Consider the following 17,978-nt stretch of genomic DNA (forward strand, 5'->3'; position numbering starts at 1 on the left):
TACAATAAATTGATAAAGAAATTGATTTTGTCGAAAGAATGTTGAATATAATAGGAAAAATAGGCACTCTTTTTTAACCCTAAAGGATCCATATAGTACATAACAAAACACAGATCAGCCTACAACAACACATGCTGTACTATGCCAACAAGGTCACTTTAGGCAACGTGTCCAATGGCAGCTGTCAAGCCCAGAGTTATGCTATATTTTGGTTGTTGCCTCAACTCTTATAGATAGCATAACAGCAAGAATGGATCACAAGTTTCAATATTTTTTGTCTAGGACACCGGAACCGTATATAACTTGCTTAATTCAGAGACCAAAGTCTCCCAGTTGAATCCAAATTCCGTAGGAATTAATTTTCCTTCAGGTGTTATGATATATTTACTTGGGTATCCACGCACTTTATAATTTTGTTCTACTTTAGAGTCGGACATCAATACCGGTATATCGTAATTATTGTTTGATAAAAATCGTTGTACTTTTTCTTTTGTATCACTACAAGCTATGCTCATAAAGTTGATTTTACTCATTTTATCCTGCTTTAGCGCTAGGTAATACTGATTTAATTTGGGCATTTCAGCGACACAAGGACCACACCAGGTACCCCAAAAATCGATAACAGTCCATTTTCCGTTCAATTGTGCGGATGAGAAATCCTTATCCTGTATGTCTTTTAACAAAAATGATGGCGCATCTGCAAGTTTGGGAACAATCTCTTTTTTGAAAAAATCACTGAAACTGCTTTCATTATAATTTTCACGATAAAAAGTGGACAAGCTTTTAAAACTACTCGCTGGATTATTCAGAAACTCCTGTATATAGTTTTGAAGAGCAATATCCTTCTTGCCCTTCTTACTTAATAAAGCCATATAATCGTCATTATAGTTTTCTTTTGATTTCAAAAATACGCGATCATAGAAACTTCCATGTTCCTTTTCAGCTGCACTTTTTGGAGAATAATAGGCCGCTTTTTCCAATAATAGGAACGCCCGATCTTCTTGGTCTACCGGTGTCATTTCATAAGCCAGATAATATGCATATGCCAAATGAGCTTTTTGTAAGAACCGTTTCTTATTTGACTCGTCTTCATATAGAACACTAATTTTATCGATGATTTTCTGCATCGTCTGTGCATCATATCCTGCATGCTCAGCAAGTAGCTTCTGGATCAAAAGAGCATATCGACCGGCATTTCCTTGCTTCCAGTAAGCGTTATCCATGTTTAGGATTTCATTTTGGATTTGTTTAAGGCTATCTACATCCTTTATCTGCATTGCCGTGGCCCAGAGGTACATGGGTCTAGCCGCTACTCGCTCTCTTTCGCTAAGCTGATTGGCAATAAGTTGGGCCTTCTGCAAAGAGGCGCTGTCAAGAGATAAGATGTATTGACTTAGCGAATGTTGCAGATAATCGAAGAGTTGCACATCATTCAGGAGTGGTATGATTTCTTTAAAGTCATGGTCTGAAATATTATCGGATGTAACCCTGTTGCTGAGATGATAAGTACCGGCTATCAGCTTTGGAGCTATAGATGATAATGCATCATCATACTGCTTATTCCGCAACTTTTGCAAATGGCCCAATTTATTTTTGATGTAATCGCGGTTGTCTGCATATTTTGCTTCGTATAAATCTATATATCGTTGTACTTTGAGACTATCCGTTTTATCTTTAGTATTTACTGCGTTGCTCCAATAACTACCTGTTATGAGCATATCATAATAATCATTTTCAATTACTGCTGCAGTATAGTTGCTAGCGCGCTGTATCGATTTGGCAAATTGGCCGCTTATTTTTTTTCCATTTGCATCTAAAAATGAATAGTTGGATTTTCTAGATTCATCGACTACAAGGTGCATTTTTGGATCAAAGCTCGTACTGCCTTCCAATGTCGAAGAGCTGTCTACTTGTGAATAATGGATGGTAATCACCGATTTATCTTGCTTCACCATATGATATGTCATACCATTTTTTGTGATATCTGATGTTTTCAATGCATTTTCATCCGACGATGATATTTCTGCAAAATAGAGCGATTGCAAAAGGTTACTATACTCTGAAAATGTATTGTTTAAAGAATTTTCAAAAACATCATCTTGTATTTCCCATGCTGCAAGCTGTTGTTTTATTTCATCTTTCCATTTAAATGTATCGATGCTGACCAGTCCTTTATTGACTGTAAATTGAAATGGTTTTTTCAAACCATAGATATTGGAAATTGCAGCAGTCGACGTCAAGAAATTCTCTCCTTTGTCCAAGTCAGCAGTAGAGAATAAACGGTCGCCATTTTTGTTCTCAAAACCAACTATGCGCAATTGCATAAGATCCCCTTGTTTGGATGATTTCTTCACCTTTTCTACTGCTATATAATAGGTTTTTTCATCAGCATTTCGGTTGTAACTGCTGTTTTGTTTTACAATATAATAAACGGTTGGTTTCTTTTGCGCCACAGCAACTTGTACACACAAACTGGCCACTAGGAGTAGGTACTTCATCGGTTAATTGGTTAAATTACTCTAATATAGGAAATTTAATAGAAATAATTATGTGTCAGAGGAATTTTAGGTAATGCAGTAATTTTAATTACGGATAATTTATTTAAATATGCATTTGATTCACCTTAGTCGGAGTGCCGTGCATAATATGATGAAGCAACAAGTCATAGTTTTATCCTTTACATGTTGGACGAAGTAGGAATGACCATATCTAACCGAAGTCGTTTAGCCATATGTTGGCAGTGGCCTGTTGTGCACTTTTTCATTTTTCAATTAGTCGTCTGTGATAGTTTACTTGCCCAAGATGATAAGCCAAATGAGTGGCTAAGTGAACTAAAAAAAACTCAGTAGAGGTCTTATTGTCAAGGACCAAAATTGGGTATTCGGCTTCTAAAAGATTTTCATCAAAATGATCCAATGTCTGGTTAATCATTTCTATCGTATTTTCAACCATTTGAATTAATTCTTGTCTTGATATATCTTTAGATGAAAACTCTAATTCCCGATTTCTTACATAACCTGTCTTGCCTAATTCTCTTCCAATGTAAGTATTTAAATTGCCGACCAAATGCAAACAAAGATTACCTGCCGAGTTATTTATTTGGCCATTAATTTTCCAAATATCAGATTCGCTTTTGTACTGTTTGACTTCAGAGATCAATTTGTTTAAATCTCTGTGGAATAATGCCTTTAGTGTATTGATAATCATGGTCTTAAAATTAATTTTCGTTTTAAAATTGTTACAGCGTGGTCTACGATTTAAAGTTTAGTATTCACACAAAGACGCTTTGGCAAGATCTTGCTACCATCAAGTAAAATAGTTACCCGTTATCACTAGTCACCGCGGTTATTTTTTTCTGTAAAGAATCAAAAAATCCCATCAGTAATATGATGCCAACAAAAACACTTTTTTACGAAGTCGCTATTTATAGCTCTAATATAATAACTTTCACAACAATGATAGAATTCTCAGCTGTTTTAAAAAGATATCTTTATGAGCTCTCATCAACATACACGATCAAATCACAGCTTATAAAAAGAACGTTCAACTTCTATTTATTGACTCAACTATCGTATTAAATATTGAAGTAGAACCTTGCTGTGCATGATCATTAAATTAGTTTTACCTACCCATTTCTACCATTCACCGAGTTTTTAGTTGGTTTAGTCTAATTGCCATATAGGAGGCACGATTAACACCCTACTTTTGAATCAACAATTACGTCAGCATACATCCGAGTTTGAGTTGGTGGATGAGGGGCTGATGCAATTACGAACAGAAAAACTAACAATATAACATAAAGACAATATGAATACTTTAGCAAAAACATTCGCAGTAGCAGCCTTGATCGCAGTATCTACATGCACCATGGCAGCAGGCAAACCCGTAGGAGACATTTCTAAAAAAGCAGTAGTAAACTTATCGACAGCAGATCTCGCTATCGACCCTTATGTCGCAGTTATGACCGAAGGGCAGTCAACAGGAGTAGAGCAGCTTTTTACATCCGAATTCAGTCAAAAAATCCAAGCCGCAACAGATAAAACGAATAGCCGCCGAGAAGTTATCTCCTTATTGAAAAAGCAAAAAGGCGAGCAGTTGAACTGTAAGACAAACACCACAATCGTGGAGCAGTCAAGTAACTATGTAGTTGCTAAAGTGAGCCAACAATTTGAAGGGTTTACCAAGACCGATTTAATTACCTTGGTCAATGACGGCGGAAATTGGAAAGTATCCCAATCTATCAACTCTTATAAGTAATTACTGTTTAATCATATGTTTAGTAATGGCCACGTCGACAGATGTGGCTTTACTTTTTAGAGTACTCCGTTGTGTTGCGCGATAACTTTTTTGAAAGAGACTCGTCCACAGCCGGATTACTCGCGCAAATCTGCAGTAGAAGCCACTAATTCCAGCTCCTTATTACATATAATAAAAGAAAAATCTGTGCTTATATTATTACTGTTGTAACGGATGATTTCTTCCGATTCTAAATCACTTAATGTTAAAGGATAATTTGGATCTTTTTGTACGATTAATACATTTTTGTAAAATAGCACATAACCCAATAGGGGTAAGTGAGCATTCATCTGATTATTCAGATAGTTTGTGTAATAAATGATCGAGTGCTCGTCACCAAAATCAACTTCAAAATCCACCCGCTGCTGTGTCACCAGAATACCTTCATTTCCATAAATTTGAACGACACCGATTATCTCTGGATTGCCCGTCAACATCGCCCAATCGGGGAGAGCATAAACAAATTTTTCACTGTAATCAGCTTCTATTTTTTGTTTAGCCAAATCGGCTCCCTTTTGGGTTATCTTAGTATGGATGCCATTAAATCTGTTCATATCTTATTCCTATTTGTTTAAAAATAGTATTCTTTTTGATTCTCTTTTTTTAACAATTCCGTTGGTATAGATGCTTGCACAAACCATTTATACTCCTTACTGTTTTTAAATGGCTATAATAAATGCTTTAATCGCCCTGTTTTTTCACTTCGTGTCATAGTTGCAGGCTTTGACATGACCATAATCGCGTTGAAAATATTTTTAACCTCTCCTTAAGTTTGAGTAGGAGCATCATTGATCTGTTATTCAAAATTACATAGAATAGTTCTACTAGCGCATCCCAATAATCGGGGATATTACAAAGGAATATAGACGATTGAACTTAGTGGGAAGTTCTTCTCGTCATGTAAGCTCATTAAATAAAGTGTTGGTTTTAATAATGAAGAGCTTACTTTTTCGTAATCTAGAGCTTTCCACGCAAACTACAAAAACAGAGTACAATGTTTTTTCTTAGATGTAGACGCCGTACTGGTACATGCCAATCCACAGAAACTATACCATCCAAATATTCATCAAAAATTATAGTTGATCCCCAGCGCAAAATAGCGCGGCAAAAGGCGGTATTCGGTTACAGCCCGATACGTGTCAGTAACAATGGCATTCCTAAATTGACGGTTGTTAAATAGGTTTTTGGCCGATATATTAAATTTGGTCTTGATTTTCTTGGCATCATAAGAAAGAGAAAGATCCGAAAAGAAATATGTTTTGGGCGATTCAGAGAGAAAATCACCAAAATGATAGGCTTCATTTTTCATATTGGCCTGAATATCCTTGGCAACATGGAAGAAAAAATGCAGAAAACTGTAGGTGTTTTTTAGTTTATCTTGGTTGTCACTCTTGAAAGATCTAATCTGTATCTGCGATCCGGTATGTATGTTCAATCTGGATTTCCACACACTTCTAAACGACACACCATAGTCGTAGGAACTGGAAGCAATGCTACGCCTTCCTACACCGACGATACTAGCTTCATAAGCTGAAAAATCTGCCCCCATATCCAACCTAAAATTCCCATTTACCAACTTGACATAATAATTGAGTTGTGCTTTATAAAACATTGTTTTTTTATCTTTCAGCAATATCTTCTCCGTTAGATTAAAATTAGGATTTAGTATGCGTTGGCTACTGATGTAATCAAACATTGTTTGATGACCAACGGAGAAATTGGCGAAAAATTTATCCAGCATATTACCATAGGCATAGGTGATTACCGCAGCAGAGTTGTTCAATGTAGCCATATCGTCGAGGCCTTTTACAAAATTCCGGACGCCAGTATTAAAATAATTTGGCGCGACATCCATCAGCTCAGTACTAGTTTGTTGGAAAGAAAGTTCGCCTTCCAGCTTCCCCTTAGGATGTATTAACCATTTTGTAGACAAGCTCGGAGAAATCAACCAGTTATTTTGACTCGTTGCGATGCCATCATGACGTAAATCACGCTGTATAAATCCCGCACGCAACTGGGGGGTCAATTCCCACTTCCTTCTTTTTACAGTATACTTGGTCATGATATGCGTATTATTGGTCCTAAAATTGATCCCATTTGAAAATCCCGAAGGGCGGATTTGGCTGCCATCTTCCCGCTGCAATATAAAGTCAGTCACCAGTGTCTGATTCTTGTATTCATTGGCAATAGCCACTTCCATAAAGTCACCACCTTGCTGTCTCTTTACATAATGCGATGTGACCCCGACATACTGAAGGTCATTTTTGGCATGCTGGTCGACATTCGAGATCCCTTTAATCTGAAACAGGTCCTCGTAATAATATTGATCGATATGATAATCCAATGGTGATTTTTGCATAATCCAACGGGCAGAACTCACAATAGCTTCGTTGTCCGACAGCTTATATGTATGTGTTAAGAGCTGGTTGGTCAGAAAGCCCTTCATTTTGCTCAGTTCTGTGGTACCTTCGCCATTAAGCAGCAGAGCCCCATTATCGTATTTACCCAGTGATCCCAGACTTCCGGTGTAGATCATAGTAGAGCGACTGTTGACATCATACTGCATCTCCCATCTGGAATAATAATTATTTATTTTCTTATCAAGTTTATATCCTTCAGTATAGCTAAATTGAATATCCTCAATATCATATTCTTGCACTGTATTTCGGTAGAACGTTTTTTTTGTTGGATTTGCAAAACCTAGCCATTTGATCTTGAGACGCTTTGAAGGATTCAAGATCGTATTGAAAGACAGTAGCTTATCATGATTAAAATTAGTCCTTCTATAATCAAACCCCGGTAGGTCGGGAGTATTGTCGATAAGAGTGGGAGTGGTGAGACCGACACCGATTTGGCCAGGTTCACCAGTTTGTCCCGAGTAAAGCAAATGATTGATACTGCCCACGGCATCTACACCGTTATTATTAGCTGTTCCCAACAAATAAAACTTGTTTCTTTTTCCAAAGTTCATCACATGAATATTGGCTTGGTAAAATAACGGTTCGAACGGCGTTCCAGAAGCTGATACCGAACCCAGCCATTGATTTTTACTGTCTTCTTTAAGTTGTAGATTCAATGCGACTTTATCTGAATTTTCAATCCCTTTCAAATGTTTATTGTTCGAATAACGTTGTAATACCTGCACCTTATCCAACGGTTGTACCGACATGTTTTGTGTCAATAAGCGATAGCCCTTTTCAAAAAAATCATCTCCTTCTATCATGACTTTCTCGACTTCCTTTTCACCAATTTTGATACTGCCATCGCTACCGATATTCAGTCCGGGAATCTTTCTCAGCAGATCCTCCACGTTACGTTCATCGCCCTGCAGAAATGATTTTACATCCAGTTCTATAGTATCCCTGCCACGTCTATAAGAACGCTTTGCGTTAACCACTATCTCCTGCAGTCGCTCCACACCGCCAGTTATAAGCGCTATGTTAATCAAGGTGTCAGTCAGCGTCGGTCCAATTACTTTTGTCACCGGTTCATAGCTTAATGATTTGAAGCTGACAACAATTTTACCTGTTTGACCTATAAGTAAACGGTATTTGCCATTCCCATCTGTAAAAGAGTAAGCTATCAAGGCCGAAGTTCCCGCTAGGCGGGCATCTACCCGAACCCCTCCGAGGGGCACCCCCGCAGTCGTTACCTGTCCATGAATAGCTACCTGCGCCTGCGCACAATAAACGACAGACCACAGGCCGATCATCAATAGATAGCGATACAGACCAACATGATTAATCATTTTCCTTTAACTGATTCCCATTCATAAACCTGCTCAACAGTACCGCGTACTTTATTTCTTTCCACCGTCACACCATCCATTACAGGCATTTTGCTTTCCATGATGCGCATCTGTTCTTCTATCAGTACCTCATCTTTCTTGACATAATCTTCCAATGATAATTTAGGCAACGAAAGGATATATTTTTCATCTACCGGGATATCCCCATTGTAGGGATAGGAGACTTTTTTGAGCATCCAGTAATTCGGGTTAGCACTTTCATTGTACAACATCACGATCAGTCCCGGAAGTCCTCCAAATTTGTAAGGGCCGGCCGGTACCGGAATTTCATTTGTGTAGTAAGCGATCAATGTCGTACCTCGATATTTCGCTGTCGCCTTATGACAGATATACTGACCCAAGGTGTCCGTTTCCGTATAGTTGGTGTTCCATTCGATATCAGGAAATTTATCTGTCACCAAATAATTCTTTCCTTGGAGTGTACGCGTTTCCACCAAGTCACTATTCCCATCTTTCTGTATCACGATGCTCCTGTAGTTTGTACCGGTATTCAGCATCATCGAAAAATCAGCAGATAATTCATCATTTTCCGCATCGCCTGCAGCAGAAGCGACCGGTATAGAATCGCGTATTGCAGTCTTCACAGCATCGGCATAATACACCTGTTCACGAAAAGTCGCCATAGCAGAAGGAATATATTCATACTCGACTTGCAATTTTTGCGCCTGTACATAATCGGCTGAACAGTATAATAGGAGAAATAATAAGTAGTATTTCATAAATTTAAAAGTGATGAAAGTGCTGTTTCCTATATGCGTCATCGACAGCAATAGGAAACAGCGCCCTTCTAGTAGATATCATATACAAGACTAAAAGCCCTTCTTATTCTTGCGAAAAAAATGTCGCAACTAGGAAAGCCCTTCTTCGTTACCCAAAAAGGCTAAACATGATTCATTAACCTACGTTGTAGACAACTGCTTGATAAATATGCATATAGCTGGTTCTCATGTGTTTAAAATAAGCTCCGCAATTATCCCAAGAGAATCCGTAACCATTTTCGGCCCCCAGCTCATAACTGTGGTTATGTGTAGTGGTCAGCTGTCCAGACGAATTATAAACTCTGAGGGTATACACACAGGTTTGACCGACAGCATTTCCCGTCTGGGTTTGTTTCACTTCCTCCGTTACATGAACTACATTTGTCCCGACCTTCATTTTGTGTACAGTGGTTGTATTAACCGATTTTTCTGCAGCAGCTTTTTCACCTGAATCTGCAAAGGCAGCTGATGACATTACAGTCAGCGCTACCATACTCATAAATAATTTTTTCATTTTTTCATTTTTTTAGTAAAACCATTGCGTAGGACAAGCCTAGGCTTTAATTGATGATTAAAAATAATACCCATTGTGCTTAGATGTGCAAATCCTTTATGATTCGCTATTTCCGGTTTACAATCCGTCACACAATGATGACAACTGGCCTAATTTGAACTATAAGAGCTCGCAATTCTGGTCTCATTGCGAGGACAGCATATAGACATACTTAAAAAGTGTCAACTTGAGGATTTTTAGACGGTTTGTAAAAACTACAAACGAATTGTAAACGAACTAAAGCAACAAACCCAGTAATATATTATCTTTAGCGTAAATAAATACATGACCTTTATGATCAAAGTTGTTATTGTCGAAGATGAGCCGGCCGTCCGTAAAGAGATCAGCTTTCTCATCGGATTGGAAAAAGATGCAGAACTGCTGGGTTGGGCAGACAGTGTACGTACAGCTCAAAAGCTGATTGTCGAAACACAACCTGATGTGGTTTTATTGGATATACAGCTTCGTGATGGAACAGCTTTCGATTTATTGAAAAAGCTCGATCCTATTCCTCCCAATATTATCTTTATTACCGCATACAATCATTTTGCCATTAAAGCGATCAAATTCGGAGCATTGGATTACCTGTTGAAACCTGTCGACCAGACCGAGCTCAAAGAAGCACTTGAACGCTTTCGACGACGTCGCCAAAGCAATCCACAATGGATGCAGCAATTGTCAGTGACGCAGAATAGCATGTCCGTAGGCGAGCTTCCTGAAAGCATCGTGCTGAGTACCCTCAACAATATGCGGATTGTATCCGTAAATGATATTGTCTATTGCAAAGGAGATGGGCCATACACATTTTTCTTTTTCAGTGACGGCACAGAAGAACTCATTTCCAAACCACTCAAATATTATGAAGACCTGCTGCCTGCACCCCATTTTTTACGGACACATCAATCGTATCTGGTCAATAGGCAGTATGTGACAGGAATTAACCGCTCAGAGTATATCGTACTTAAAAACAAAGAAGAAATTCCCATTTCCATGCGCCGAAAAAGTGCGATATTGACGCTACTATCAATAAAAAAATGAGACAAACAACACGATGGATACTTTGTGTAGCGCTATGCTTCTGGCTTTTCTCCTGCTATCAGCATAGCAATCCAATTTTTCAGCAAGAAACATCCATTTCAACGCAGATCGATACCTTAAAAAAGGTGACCATAGCATCTACTAACAGCGACTCGCTGCTTCATGTATGGCAGCAGATGGCTATGAAACCGTCTGTCCTAAAAGATACCCTGCTTCATGTGGAGGTAAAATATCAATTGGCGCGGCTCTACGGTATGCAGAGAAAAGATTCTGCCCGTATTTTAATTGGTCAAGCACTCGAATTGATTGAACCGACAAACGGCAACCTTAAAATGAAGGCACTTATCTACAATGGCTTGGGTAATGTGTGCAGTATGGAGTCACGGCAAAAAGAAGCGGGCTACTATTATAATAAAGCAGCAGCGATTGTTCTATCAGATTCTACCATCGATTTATCTTTTCAAGCAAAATCTGCGATGTTGCTTTCCGCTGCACAAAGTAACTTGAAAACTTTTCAATATGACCTCGCCGAGAAAATGAACCGTGCAGCATTACCACTATGTGATTCGTTACCCGAGGGTGATATACACAAACAGCGCGTGTTGGTACAATTGATTCAGACATTGAAGATGCGGGACAAACCAGCGGCAAGTTTTCTGCCTTATCTCCGCAGATTGGAGGACTTACATAACCAGCATCCCGACAAGTACCATATAAGTTACCTATACGATTCCAAGATACAATATTTTAGCACCATCGGGCAGAAAGACTCGCTGCTCCATTATCAGTTGTTAAAAATGCAAAGCGACGAACAGCGCTATGAGACTGAAAAATCGATCGTTGTTATCAACAACCTATTTATTGCCTATTGCAATGTAGCAACCTTTCATCTTGAGCATAACCGTCAGACGTTGGCAGCAGGCTATATTCAACAAGCGACCGATCTAGAGGAAACACACCCAGATGTCATATTTGCCAGTAATGAGATTATTTATCAAGAGGCCTTAGCCGCTCTATACCAATTGCAGGGTAAAAAAGACCAGGCAATAGCTGCATGGAAACATGTCTCGATGATACAGAAGGAGGTGTATGAAATGGAAAATACACAAGTCGCTGCGGAGATGAATTCACTTTATCAATTGCAGGCAAAAGATCGTTCCATTCGTACTTTAAATGAGAATATTAAAATCAATCAGCTGCAATTGCAGCAAAATCGCTTATGGCTTGCTGTTTTGGTATTGGGTATCATATTACTGGGTATGATGATGCTGTTTTTATATTATAGCTTTCGTCAGCGTCGTTTCAGAGCAGAAAAAGAAAAGGTTTTATTGCAGCAGAAATTGTTGCGCACACAAATGGAACCTCATTTTATCTTTAATACACTTGCGGCTGTACAAAGTTTCGTTCGTCTGGATAAAAAGGAAGCAGCCATTAAGTACCTCAACCGTTTCAGTCGTTTGTTGCGTAGTAGTTTGGAAATGAGTCGTGAAGATTGGGTTCCATTAAATGAGGAAATTGAGGCCTTGGAAAATTATATCAGTCTGCAACAGATGCGTTGTGAAGAAGCATTTAGCTATACGATCGTACAATCGGAAATTCAGGATCCGGATGGGGTATTGCTGCCGCCGATGTTGATACAACCCTATGTTGAAAATGCTATTCTTCATGGTCTCGATCTGGAGAGCGGAGAGGGGGATATTCATATTCGTTTTCAATTGGAAGATGATCTTCTAACCGTAACAATTGAAGACAGTGGTAAAATAGAAAAAGTAATTGTTGATCCCGCGCATAGGTCACTTTCGGGCATCATCAGTCGCGAACGTATGCAGTTACTGGGCAAAAGGGCAAGCATACAAGTCACTAAATCATCCGGAGCCAGTGGAACCATCATTACGATGAAGATTCCTGTTGTATTTGGATGATATTTATATCGAATTCCATATTTAAAAAGTGGGAGTAGGCAGAGTTTATCGTATAATATATTCTTTGAAGATCATGTTGTGTAGTTTAAATTTGTCAGTAAGCATTCCTAACGTTGTATAATCGAAAAAAGCCAAATAATTGATCCATATGATCTTTGGATCAATTATTTGGCATATCATTTTTTTAAAAATAGGAGCCATACGTTGTCCATGTAATTTATTACCAAATAGTGGTGTTAATACTTGAAATCAATCAGGACAATGAACTCCTCTTCCGATAGGTTGTTATTCCAGTAGAAATATTTACAAAGTAACTCATGTATTATGGAAAATCACTTGAACAACCCGGAAATTATCAATGACCTGATAAAAATTAATAATGATCGAGTGGAAGGTTATAAAACTGCTTTAGATCTTTCGCATACGCTAAGTTTAGATAGTTTACAGCAATTATTTGCAAAATATGTTTTGCAATCGCAGCATTTTATTGAAGAGCTGAAACCTTTTGTAGTTTTAGAAGGTGCACAGCCAACTGATGCAACCATGTTAAGTGGTAAACTGTTTAGAATGTGGATGAACATAAAAGTAACCATTGCAGGTAATGACAGAAAAAGTTTATTAGAAAGTTGTGAAAAGGGAGAGGATGCGTTTAAGGAAACGTACAAAAAAATTCTGGAAGAAGATAATGATCAATTATCGGTCGAGGTGAAAAATATACTTTTAAAGCAGTTGGATAAACAGCTGGAGGCACATGATGCCATTAAAATGTTGCGTGACGAGGTGTCGCTTTAAATTATATACGATGAAAACCGAAACGGCAGTCACCGCGAAATTTAAAAATAAAACTATTTCCTTTATTTCGATGTAAAGGTTGAATGAACGATTAGTATTGCTGTCATTAAAATACCCGGTTTTTCCGGGTATTTTATTTTAGAGTTTTCATGGAAAAGCCGTACTTATTTTCGGCAACTCTTGTTTGCAGTAGTTTTCTAATTCAGCCTTGTTAAGGTTTTGGAATTTTTCAATAGACCATATATACTCAGATCGTTACGAAATCCAAAAAATCCTATGGGCGGAAACAGATCGAAATCTACCCATGATTTATATAGACTTCACATAAAATGATTCTCATTTAAACAAGTAGGTGATTTTTTTGATCGATATCCCTATTGTTCAATAAATAGCAGTTTCCAATTCGATATAGTAGATGAAAGCTGGATTAGGTAACACCTTGTGCACCTTTGATTATGCAATTGTAGGTAACTTGACCCTTATGATAAACTTTGATAGCATGTTGATGTTATATTGTAAGTGGATTCATTCCCTATGTATATTTTAGAATATCTGAATATATTATCTGATGAATCATCTTTATAATTCGGTACATGTATGATTTCGATGATAAATTGTTTATACACTTTAGTCATCATTAATAGGAGATAATCATGACAAATTTAATAATTTTAAGTTGTCAATATAATGGAAGTGTGCAAAGACAAAAAATAACAGATCGGTCCTCAACCAAGCTGTTGTCAAAAATTTTATTCATTTTGTAATTTCTATTTTTCTTCTTGGCTCTAAAATTGTTTCAATTCAATTGCTGATAGCAAGCAGAGGAATAGGAGATCTCAGAAATAAGATTGATATGACTTAGAGATTGCCTCTTAGAGGCCAATCTTTTAATGACTGTTTACACAATGTTGTTAGAATTCTTTAGTTTTGACCCTACTAGCTAAAGGATGATGACAACATAGCTTCATCGGCAAAGGAACATTTAGAAAATACCCAGAAATACGGAAGAACAATGATATTGATAAAAAGAATTGACCACAACTACCTGAAATACCTATTTACTGTAGCGATTTCAACTTTGATGGTTACGGGCTATGGGCAGCAAGTAGAGAAACAGCAGATCGAAAAGCAACAACTGGACGAATATCAAATTAAAACGGTGGATTCCATTGATGTCGTACGCGACTATCGACCTGTGCTGGCCGATGCCGTAAAGGTTCGCAGGAGCCCAGATATGAGTCTTATCAATCGGGAAGTCATTGAGACAGAGCTACGCCAAATAGCCACGGCTACTTATTTTGCAAATAAGACATTCAAACAAGCTTATTACACTAAATTGCTTAAACAGCATCCAAACGCTTTACGTAGCAATATTGAGAATTACCGTATCAGCTATCTGGCTTACCAAGAACGTGAATATACAAGGGCGGCCTCTATTTTGAAGTCACTGGATGCTTCTGATGCCTTTTATCAGGGGTCGATCATTACTCTGGGTCATATTGCCCTAGAAACCGGCGATAAGGAACAAGCACGAAATGCATTTGTCAAAGCGATGAAACTAGATTTCGACCTCCAGTTGAAAGCAGATGCGTTATTTAACTACGCCAAGGTGTTGTATGCAATGGACTCCACCCAAGCCGCTCAGAAAGTTCTCGAGAAGTATATTGTTCAAGAATATGGAGGTCGTGAACCGGGCGCTCAAACACAAGAAAGTGCGGAAATATTATCCGCTCAAATCTTGTTGGGCACGAGCAATTTCCATACCGGAGTAAGTCTGCTGGAATCTTTGAAAGATCGAGGGCGGGAAGCGGATGCTACCTATCAGAAAGCAACGTACTATCGCGGACTGGAGTTTTATAACGAGCGTGCTTTTGAAAATAGCATATCGATATTCATGAGATCGGAAAAATTCCCGATCGATGCAAAAATGGCAGCACTGGCTACGTATTGGAAAGCAGAAGCGATGTATGAAGTACGCAAATACGGAGAGGCAGTAGAAAACTTCTCCAGATTCCTACGATTGCCCGTTGCAAAAAACACCGACGTATATAATTATGCAAACTATGGGTTGGCTTATGCAGCGTTCAGAAATAACAGTTTTCGTATGTCGGCCGATTATTTTGAACGCTTTTTGGCAGTCGAGGGAAGTTCGCTAGACGAAAAAATACGTCATGACGTTATCGCACGTTTGGGCGATTCCTATTTATCCATGCGAAATTACGACCGTGCCAACCAATATTATGACCAGCTTATCAACAGCAAAACTTCCAATCAGGATTATGCGTTGTTCCAACGCGGAGTTATCTTTGGATTGCAGGGAGACCATCAAACCAAGCTAAAGATTCTGCAGTCTGTTTTGAAACAATTTCCGAGTTCTAACTATGCTGATGACGCCGCCTTTGAGATTCCCTATACGTATTTCACTACGGGAGATTATGATCGCGCTATCGATGGATTGCAACGGATGATCGAAAAGTACCCGCGCAGCAGCTATGTACCCCGTGCATTGATGAGCATAGGGCTCGTGCAGTATAATAAAGATGAATCCGAAGCGGCGAAAGCCACTTTCAAAAGTGTTGTGGAGAAATATTCCAAAACCAATGAGGCACAGCAAGCGATGCGTTTTATTGAAAACATCTATCTAGACCAAGGGGATGCTACAAGCTATATTCATTACGCTATCGGCACCAATGTCGGTAATTTGAGTCCTGCGGAGCAAGACAATATGGCTTTTCAAGCAGCCCAATCTCTGTTTGCCAAGCAGCAATACGCAGCTTCGGTCGAAGCCATCAATGCTTATTTTGATAAATTTCCGAAACCCAAACAAGAAAAATATGCCCGTTATATCCGCGGTGTGAGTTCATACCGCACTGGGCATCCAAAGGAAGCACTGCACGATCTGAATATCATCCTGAATGACTGGACAAGCAAGTATACTGAAAATACCTTGCTGACAGTTGCTGCGCTATACCTGGATCTAAAAGAATACAACGAGGCAATTGTGCATCTCAAAAAATTGGAGCTCAATTCAGAGTATAAAAAGAACTATGGTTATGCAATAAGTAACCTGATGATCTGTTATTTCGAACTCGGCGATATGGAGCAGATGGCCAAGTATGTGAAGTTGATCAAGGATTACGATGGCGCATCGCAGGAGGAAATTGCCAGAGCTCATTTATACAGTGGAAGGGTATTGCTACAACAAAAGAACATCGTGTCTGCCATGAAGGAACTCAATTTGGCTGCTCTGAAGAGCCAAAAGGCGGTTGGCGCAGAAGCGCGATACCGTGTTGGGCAACTGCAGTATGATAACAAGGAATACGACAAAGCCATCGAAACAGCTTTTGAGGTGATTAACAGTAAGGAAGAAAATACATACTGGGAAGCCAAGAGTTTCCTATTGCTTGCTGATAGCTATGCGCGTAAAGGCAATGCTTTGCAAGCAAAGAGTACGTTGGAAAGTGTCATTGAAAATTATGAAGAAAAAGATGATGATATCATTCCGTCAGCAAAAGAACGTTTACAGAAATTGAACAAAAAGTAACATTGAAAATATCAAAAAACTGACATAGAACATCAAAATAAAATGTATAAAACCGCTGGGATGACCAAGCGGTTTTTTTTGTGCAATTCCAGATCATTCCTTCTTCTATGTATGAAAGGTAGTTTTCTGCTTTCGATATTCTAGTAAAATCTGTTTTTATGATAAACTTTTCTTTTAGTCATGAAGAGAAGAATAGCAAATCCTCATGAGTCATGCCGACAAGTTGTTCTAGTTGTTTTCTACTAAAATTCATTACCTACATTCTTTACCACAATAATTGCAGTTATATTCTGCTCAATTATTTTGTTTTCCTAAAAACGACTCAAGCTCTTCTACAATGCGTTTCGACTGAGTATGATGTAGATAATGAGAACCCGGCAGTAAGATGAGTTTTCCCTTATCCACGCTGTTGGCTTGCTCTTGGTGCAGTTCTGTCCAGCCTTTGACAGCTGAGTTTTTGTCCGCAAATAATAAAACAGGCAAATCCTTCGGGAAAGCTAGTTTTTGAGCATCTTTAAAACTATTACTCAATGATGTTGCTTCTCTGTCCAAAGTATTGTTTCCGGTTACTTTCATCGTAATCATGTGTTTTTGTTCAAAACGGTGTGCTTCTGATTCGTCTTTAGGTTTTTCCTCTCCAAAAAACTTTAAAAATGCACGCATTACACCTGCTTTGGCTAAAAAATCCATAGGTGCCGAATTATACCCCGGCCACGGTTGTGTTGGCACACTGCTATCAATGCCTACAAAAGCGGTTGCTTCACCTGGATACTTGTTGATGTATGCTAAGCTGTAAAGCCCGGCAATGGAATGCCCCATTAATATAAAACGGTTAAGATTTAATTGCTTCACCACTTCGTGGATTTCTTCCGCCATATTATTCAAACTGCGTTCACGCTTTGTTTCACTGCTCAATCCATAACCAAAAGGTTCAATCGTGATCACGGTATATTTCTGGTCTAATTCTTTGATCAGTGGTTCAAAATCCAATCTTGGGCTTGCCGTTCCAAATCCCGTGAGTAATACGATCGTATCTGCACCCTGTCCATCTATTGTCACATTCATGGTACCGTCAAAAATTTTTATTTTTTGACCATAATCTTCAATTTTATCGGCTTCGCGACTTAAATTGATCCGATGAATTACGAATGTAGCAAGGAGTAGGATAGCGATTATCACTACAATTCCGATGATTGTTTTCAAGAATATTTTTGCTATTCTCTTTATGAGCGAAGGACGGTTTTTATCCATTTTTTTTAATTTCGGT

At 38.5% G+C, this 17,978-nt stretch carries 12 protein-coding genes; 5 read left to right on the forward strand and 7 right to left on the reverse strand.

Features of this window, described 5'->3' with window-relative positions:
* Positions 1-278 precede the first annotated feature (278 nt).
* Both B3P23_RS21110 and B3P23_RS21115 read right to left on the reverse strand, forming a co-directional pair.
* Entirely contained in the window at positions 279-2,498 is a 2,220-nt protein-coding gene (locus B3P23_RS21110) for a TlpA family protein disulfide reductase (RefSeq protein WP_293929383.1), read from the reverse strand.
* A gap of 262 nt (positions 2,499-2,760) precedes the next feature.
* A complete protein-coding gene (locus B3P23_RS21115; RefSeq protein WP_293929385.1) occupies positions 2,761-3,207 on the reverse strand; it encodes a DUF1572 family protein in 447 nt (148 codons plus the stop codon).
* A gap of 600 nt (positions 3,208-3,807) precedes the next feature.
* Between B3P23_RS21115 and B3P23_RS21120 the strand changes: the two genes are divergently transcribed.
* On the forward strand, positions 3,808-4,257 hold the full coding sequence (locus B3P23_RS21120) for a nuclear transport factor 2 family protein (RefSeq protein WP_293929387.1): 450 nt from the start codon (positions 3,808-3,810) through the stop codon (positions 4,255-4,257).
* A 116-nt stretch (positions 4,258-4,373) separates the two neighbouring features.
* Here the strand turns inward: B3P23_RS21120 and B3P23_RS21125 are convergent, their stop codons facing one another.
* The 4 genes from B3P23_RS21125 to B3P23_RS21140 all read right to left on the reverse strand — a co-directional run bounded on the left by B3P23_RS21125 (position 4,374) and on the right by B3P23_RS21140 (position 9,361).
* Positions 4,374-4,850 carry a hypothetical protein gene (locus B3P23_RS21125; protein WP_293929389.1) on the reverse strand — a complete coding sequence of 159 codons (477 nt, stop codon included), beginning with the start codon at positions 4,848-4,850 and terminating at the stop codon, positions 4,374-4,376.
* Between the two features lie 512 nt (positions 4,851-5,362).
* On the reverse strand, positions 5,363-8,044 hold the full coding sequence (locus B3P23_RS21130) for a TonB-dependent receptor (protein WP_293929391.1): 2,682 nt from the start codon (positions 8,042-8,044) through the stop codon (positions 5,363-5,365).
* Positions 8,041-8,823 (reverse strand): GLPGLI family protein, encoded by a 783-nt coding sequence (locus B3P23_RS21135; RefSeq protein ID WP_293929393.1) that lies wholly within the window; start codon positions 8,821-8,823, stop codon positions 8,041-8,043. The genes B3P23_RS21130 and B3P23_RS21135 overlap by 4 nt, the downstream gene beginning before the upstream one ends.
* Before the next feature lie 175 nt (positions 8,824-8,998).
* A complete protein-coding gene (locus tag B3P23_RS21140; protein WP_248753790.1) occupies positions 8,999-9,361 on the reverse strand; it encodes a hypothetical protein in 363 nt (120 codons plus the stop codon).
* 348 nt (positions 9,362-9,709) lie between these two features.
* Here B3P23_RS21140 and B3P23_RS21145 point away from each other — a divergent pair, with 348 nt between their 5' ends.
* The 4 genes from B3P23_RS21145 to B3P23_RS21160 all read left to right on the forward strand — a co-directional run bounded on the left by B3P23_RS21145 (position 9,710) and on the right by B3P23_RS21160 (position 16,711).
* A complete protein-coding gene (locus B3P23_RS21145) occupies positions 9,710-10,453 on the forward strand; it encodes a LytR/AlgR family response regulator transcription factor (protein WP_293929396.1) in 744 nt (247 codons plus the stop codon).
* The gene (locus B3P23_RS21150) at positions 10,450-12,375 is read left to right on the forward strand and encodes a sensor histidine kinase (RefSeq protein WP_293929398.1); all 1,926 of its coding nucleotides are present in this window, start codon (positions 10,450-10,452) and stop codon (positions 12,373-12,375) included. The genes B3P23_RS21145 and B3P23_RS21150 overlap by 4 nt, the downstream gene beginning before the upstream one ends.
* A 324-nt stretch (positions 12,376-12,699) precedes the next feature.
* Positions 12,700-13,167: a ferritin-like domain-containing protein gene (locus tag B3P23_RS21155; protein ID WP_045756500.1), complete on the forward strand. Its 468-nt coding sequence runs from the start codon at positions 12,700-12,702 to the stop codon at positions 13,165-13,167.
* A gap of 1,012 nt (positions 13,168-14,179) precedes the next feature.
* Complete coding sequence (locus B3P23_RS21160; RefSeq protein ID WP_293929400.1) at positions 14,180-16,711, forward strand: tetratricopeptide repeat protein; 2,532 nt, start codon at positions 14,180-14,182, stop codon at positions 16,709-16,711.
* A 294-nt stretch (positions 16,712-17,005) separates the two neighbouring features.
* Here B3P23_RS21160 and B3P23_RS21165 read toward each other — a convergent pair whose 3' ends face one another.
* The gene (locus tag B3P23_RS21165; RefSeq protein ID WP_293929402.1) at positions 17,006-17,962 is read right to left on the reverse strand and encodes an alpha/beta fold hydrolase; all 957 of its coding nucleotides are present in this window, start codon (positions 17,960-17,962) and stop codon (positions 17,006-17,008) included.
* Positions 17,963-17,978: the final 16 nt, after the last annotated feature.

This window comes from Sphingobacterium sp. UBA6320, assembly GCF_002440335.1.
In the GTDB taxonomy this organism is placed as follows: domain Bacteria; phylum Bacteroidota; class Bacteroidia; order Sphingobacteriales; family Sphingobacteriaceae; genus Sphingobacterium.

Bases quoted from the DNA above. Each gene is read 5' to 3' on its own strand.
- B3P23_RS21110 (WP_293929383.1), bottom strand. From the start codon at position 2,498: ATGAAGTACCTACTCCTAGTGGCCAGTTTGTGTGTACAAGTTGCTGTG.
- B3P23_RS21115 (WP_293929385.1), bottom strand. From the start codon at position 3,207: ATGATTATCAATACACTAAAGGCATTATTCCACAGAGATTTAAACAAA.
- B3P23_RS21120 (WP_293929387.1), top strand. From the start codon at position 3,808: ATGAATACTTTAGCAAAAACATTCGCAGTAGCAGCCTTGATCGCAGTA.
- B3P23_RS21125 (WP_293929389.1), bottom strand. From the start codon at position 4,850: ATGAACAGATTTAATGGCATCCATACTAAGATAACCCAAAAGGGAGCC.
- B3P23_RS21130 (WP_293929391.1), bottom strand. From the start codon at position 8,044: ATGATTAATCATGTTGGTCTGTATCGCTATCTATTGATGATCGGCCTG.
- B3P23_RS21135 (WP_293929393.1), bottom strand. From the start codon at position 8,823: ATGAAATACTACTTATTATTTCTCCTATTATACTGTTCAGCCGATTAT.
- B3P23_RS21140 (WP_248753790.1), bottom strand. From the start codon at position 9,361: ATGAGTATGGTAGCGCTGACTGTAATGTCATCAGCTGCCTTTGCAGAT.
- B3P23_RS21145 (WP_293929396.1), top strand. From the start codon at position 9,710: ATGATCAAAGTTGTTATTGTCGAAGATGAGCCGGCCGTCCGTAAAGAG.
- B3P23_RS21150 (WP_293929398.1), top strand. From the start codon at position 10,450: ATGAGACAAACAACACGATGGATACTTTGTGTAGCGCTATGCTTCTGG.
- B3P23_RS21155 (WP_045756500.1), top strand. From the start codon at position 12,700: ATGGAAAATCACTTGAACAACCCGGAAATTATCAATGACCTGATAAAA.
- B3P23_RS21160 (WP_293929400.1), top strand. From the start codon at position 14,180: ATGATATTGATAAAAAGAATTGACCACAACTACCTGAAATACCTATTT.
- B3P23_RS21165 (WP_293929402.1), bottom strand. From the start codon at position 17,962: ATGGATAAAAACCGTCCTTCGCTCATAAAGAGAATAGCAAAAATATTC.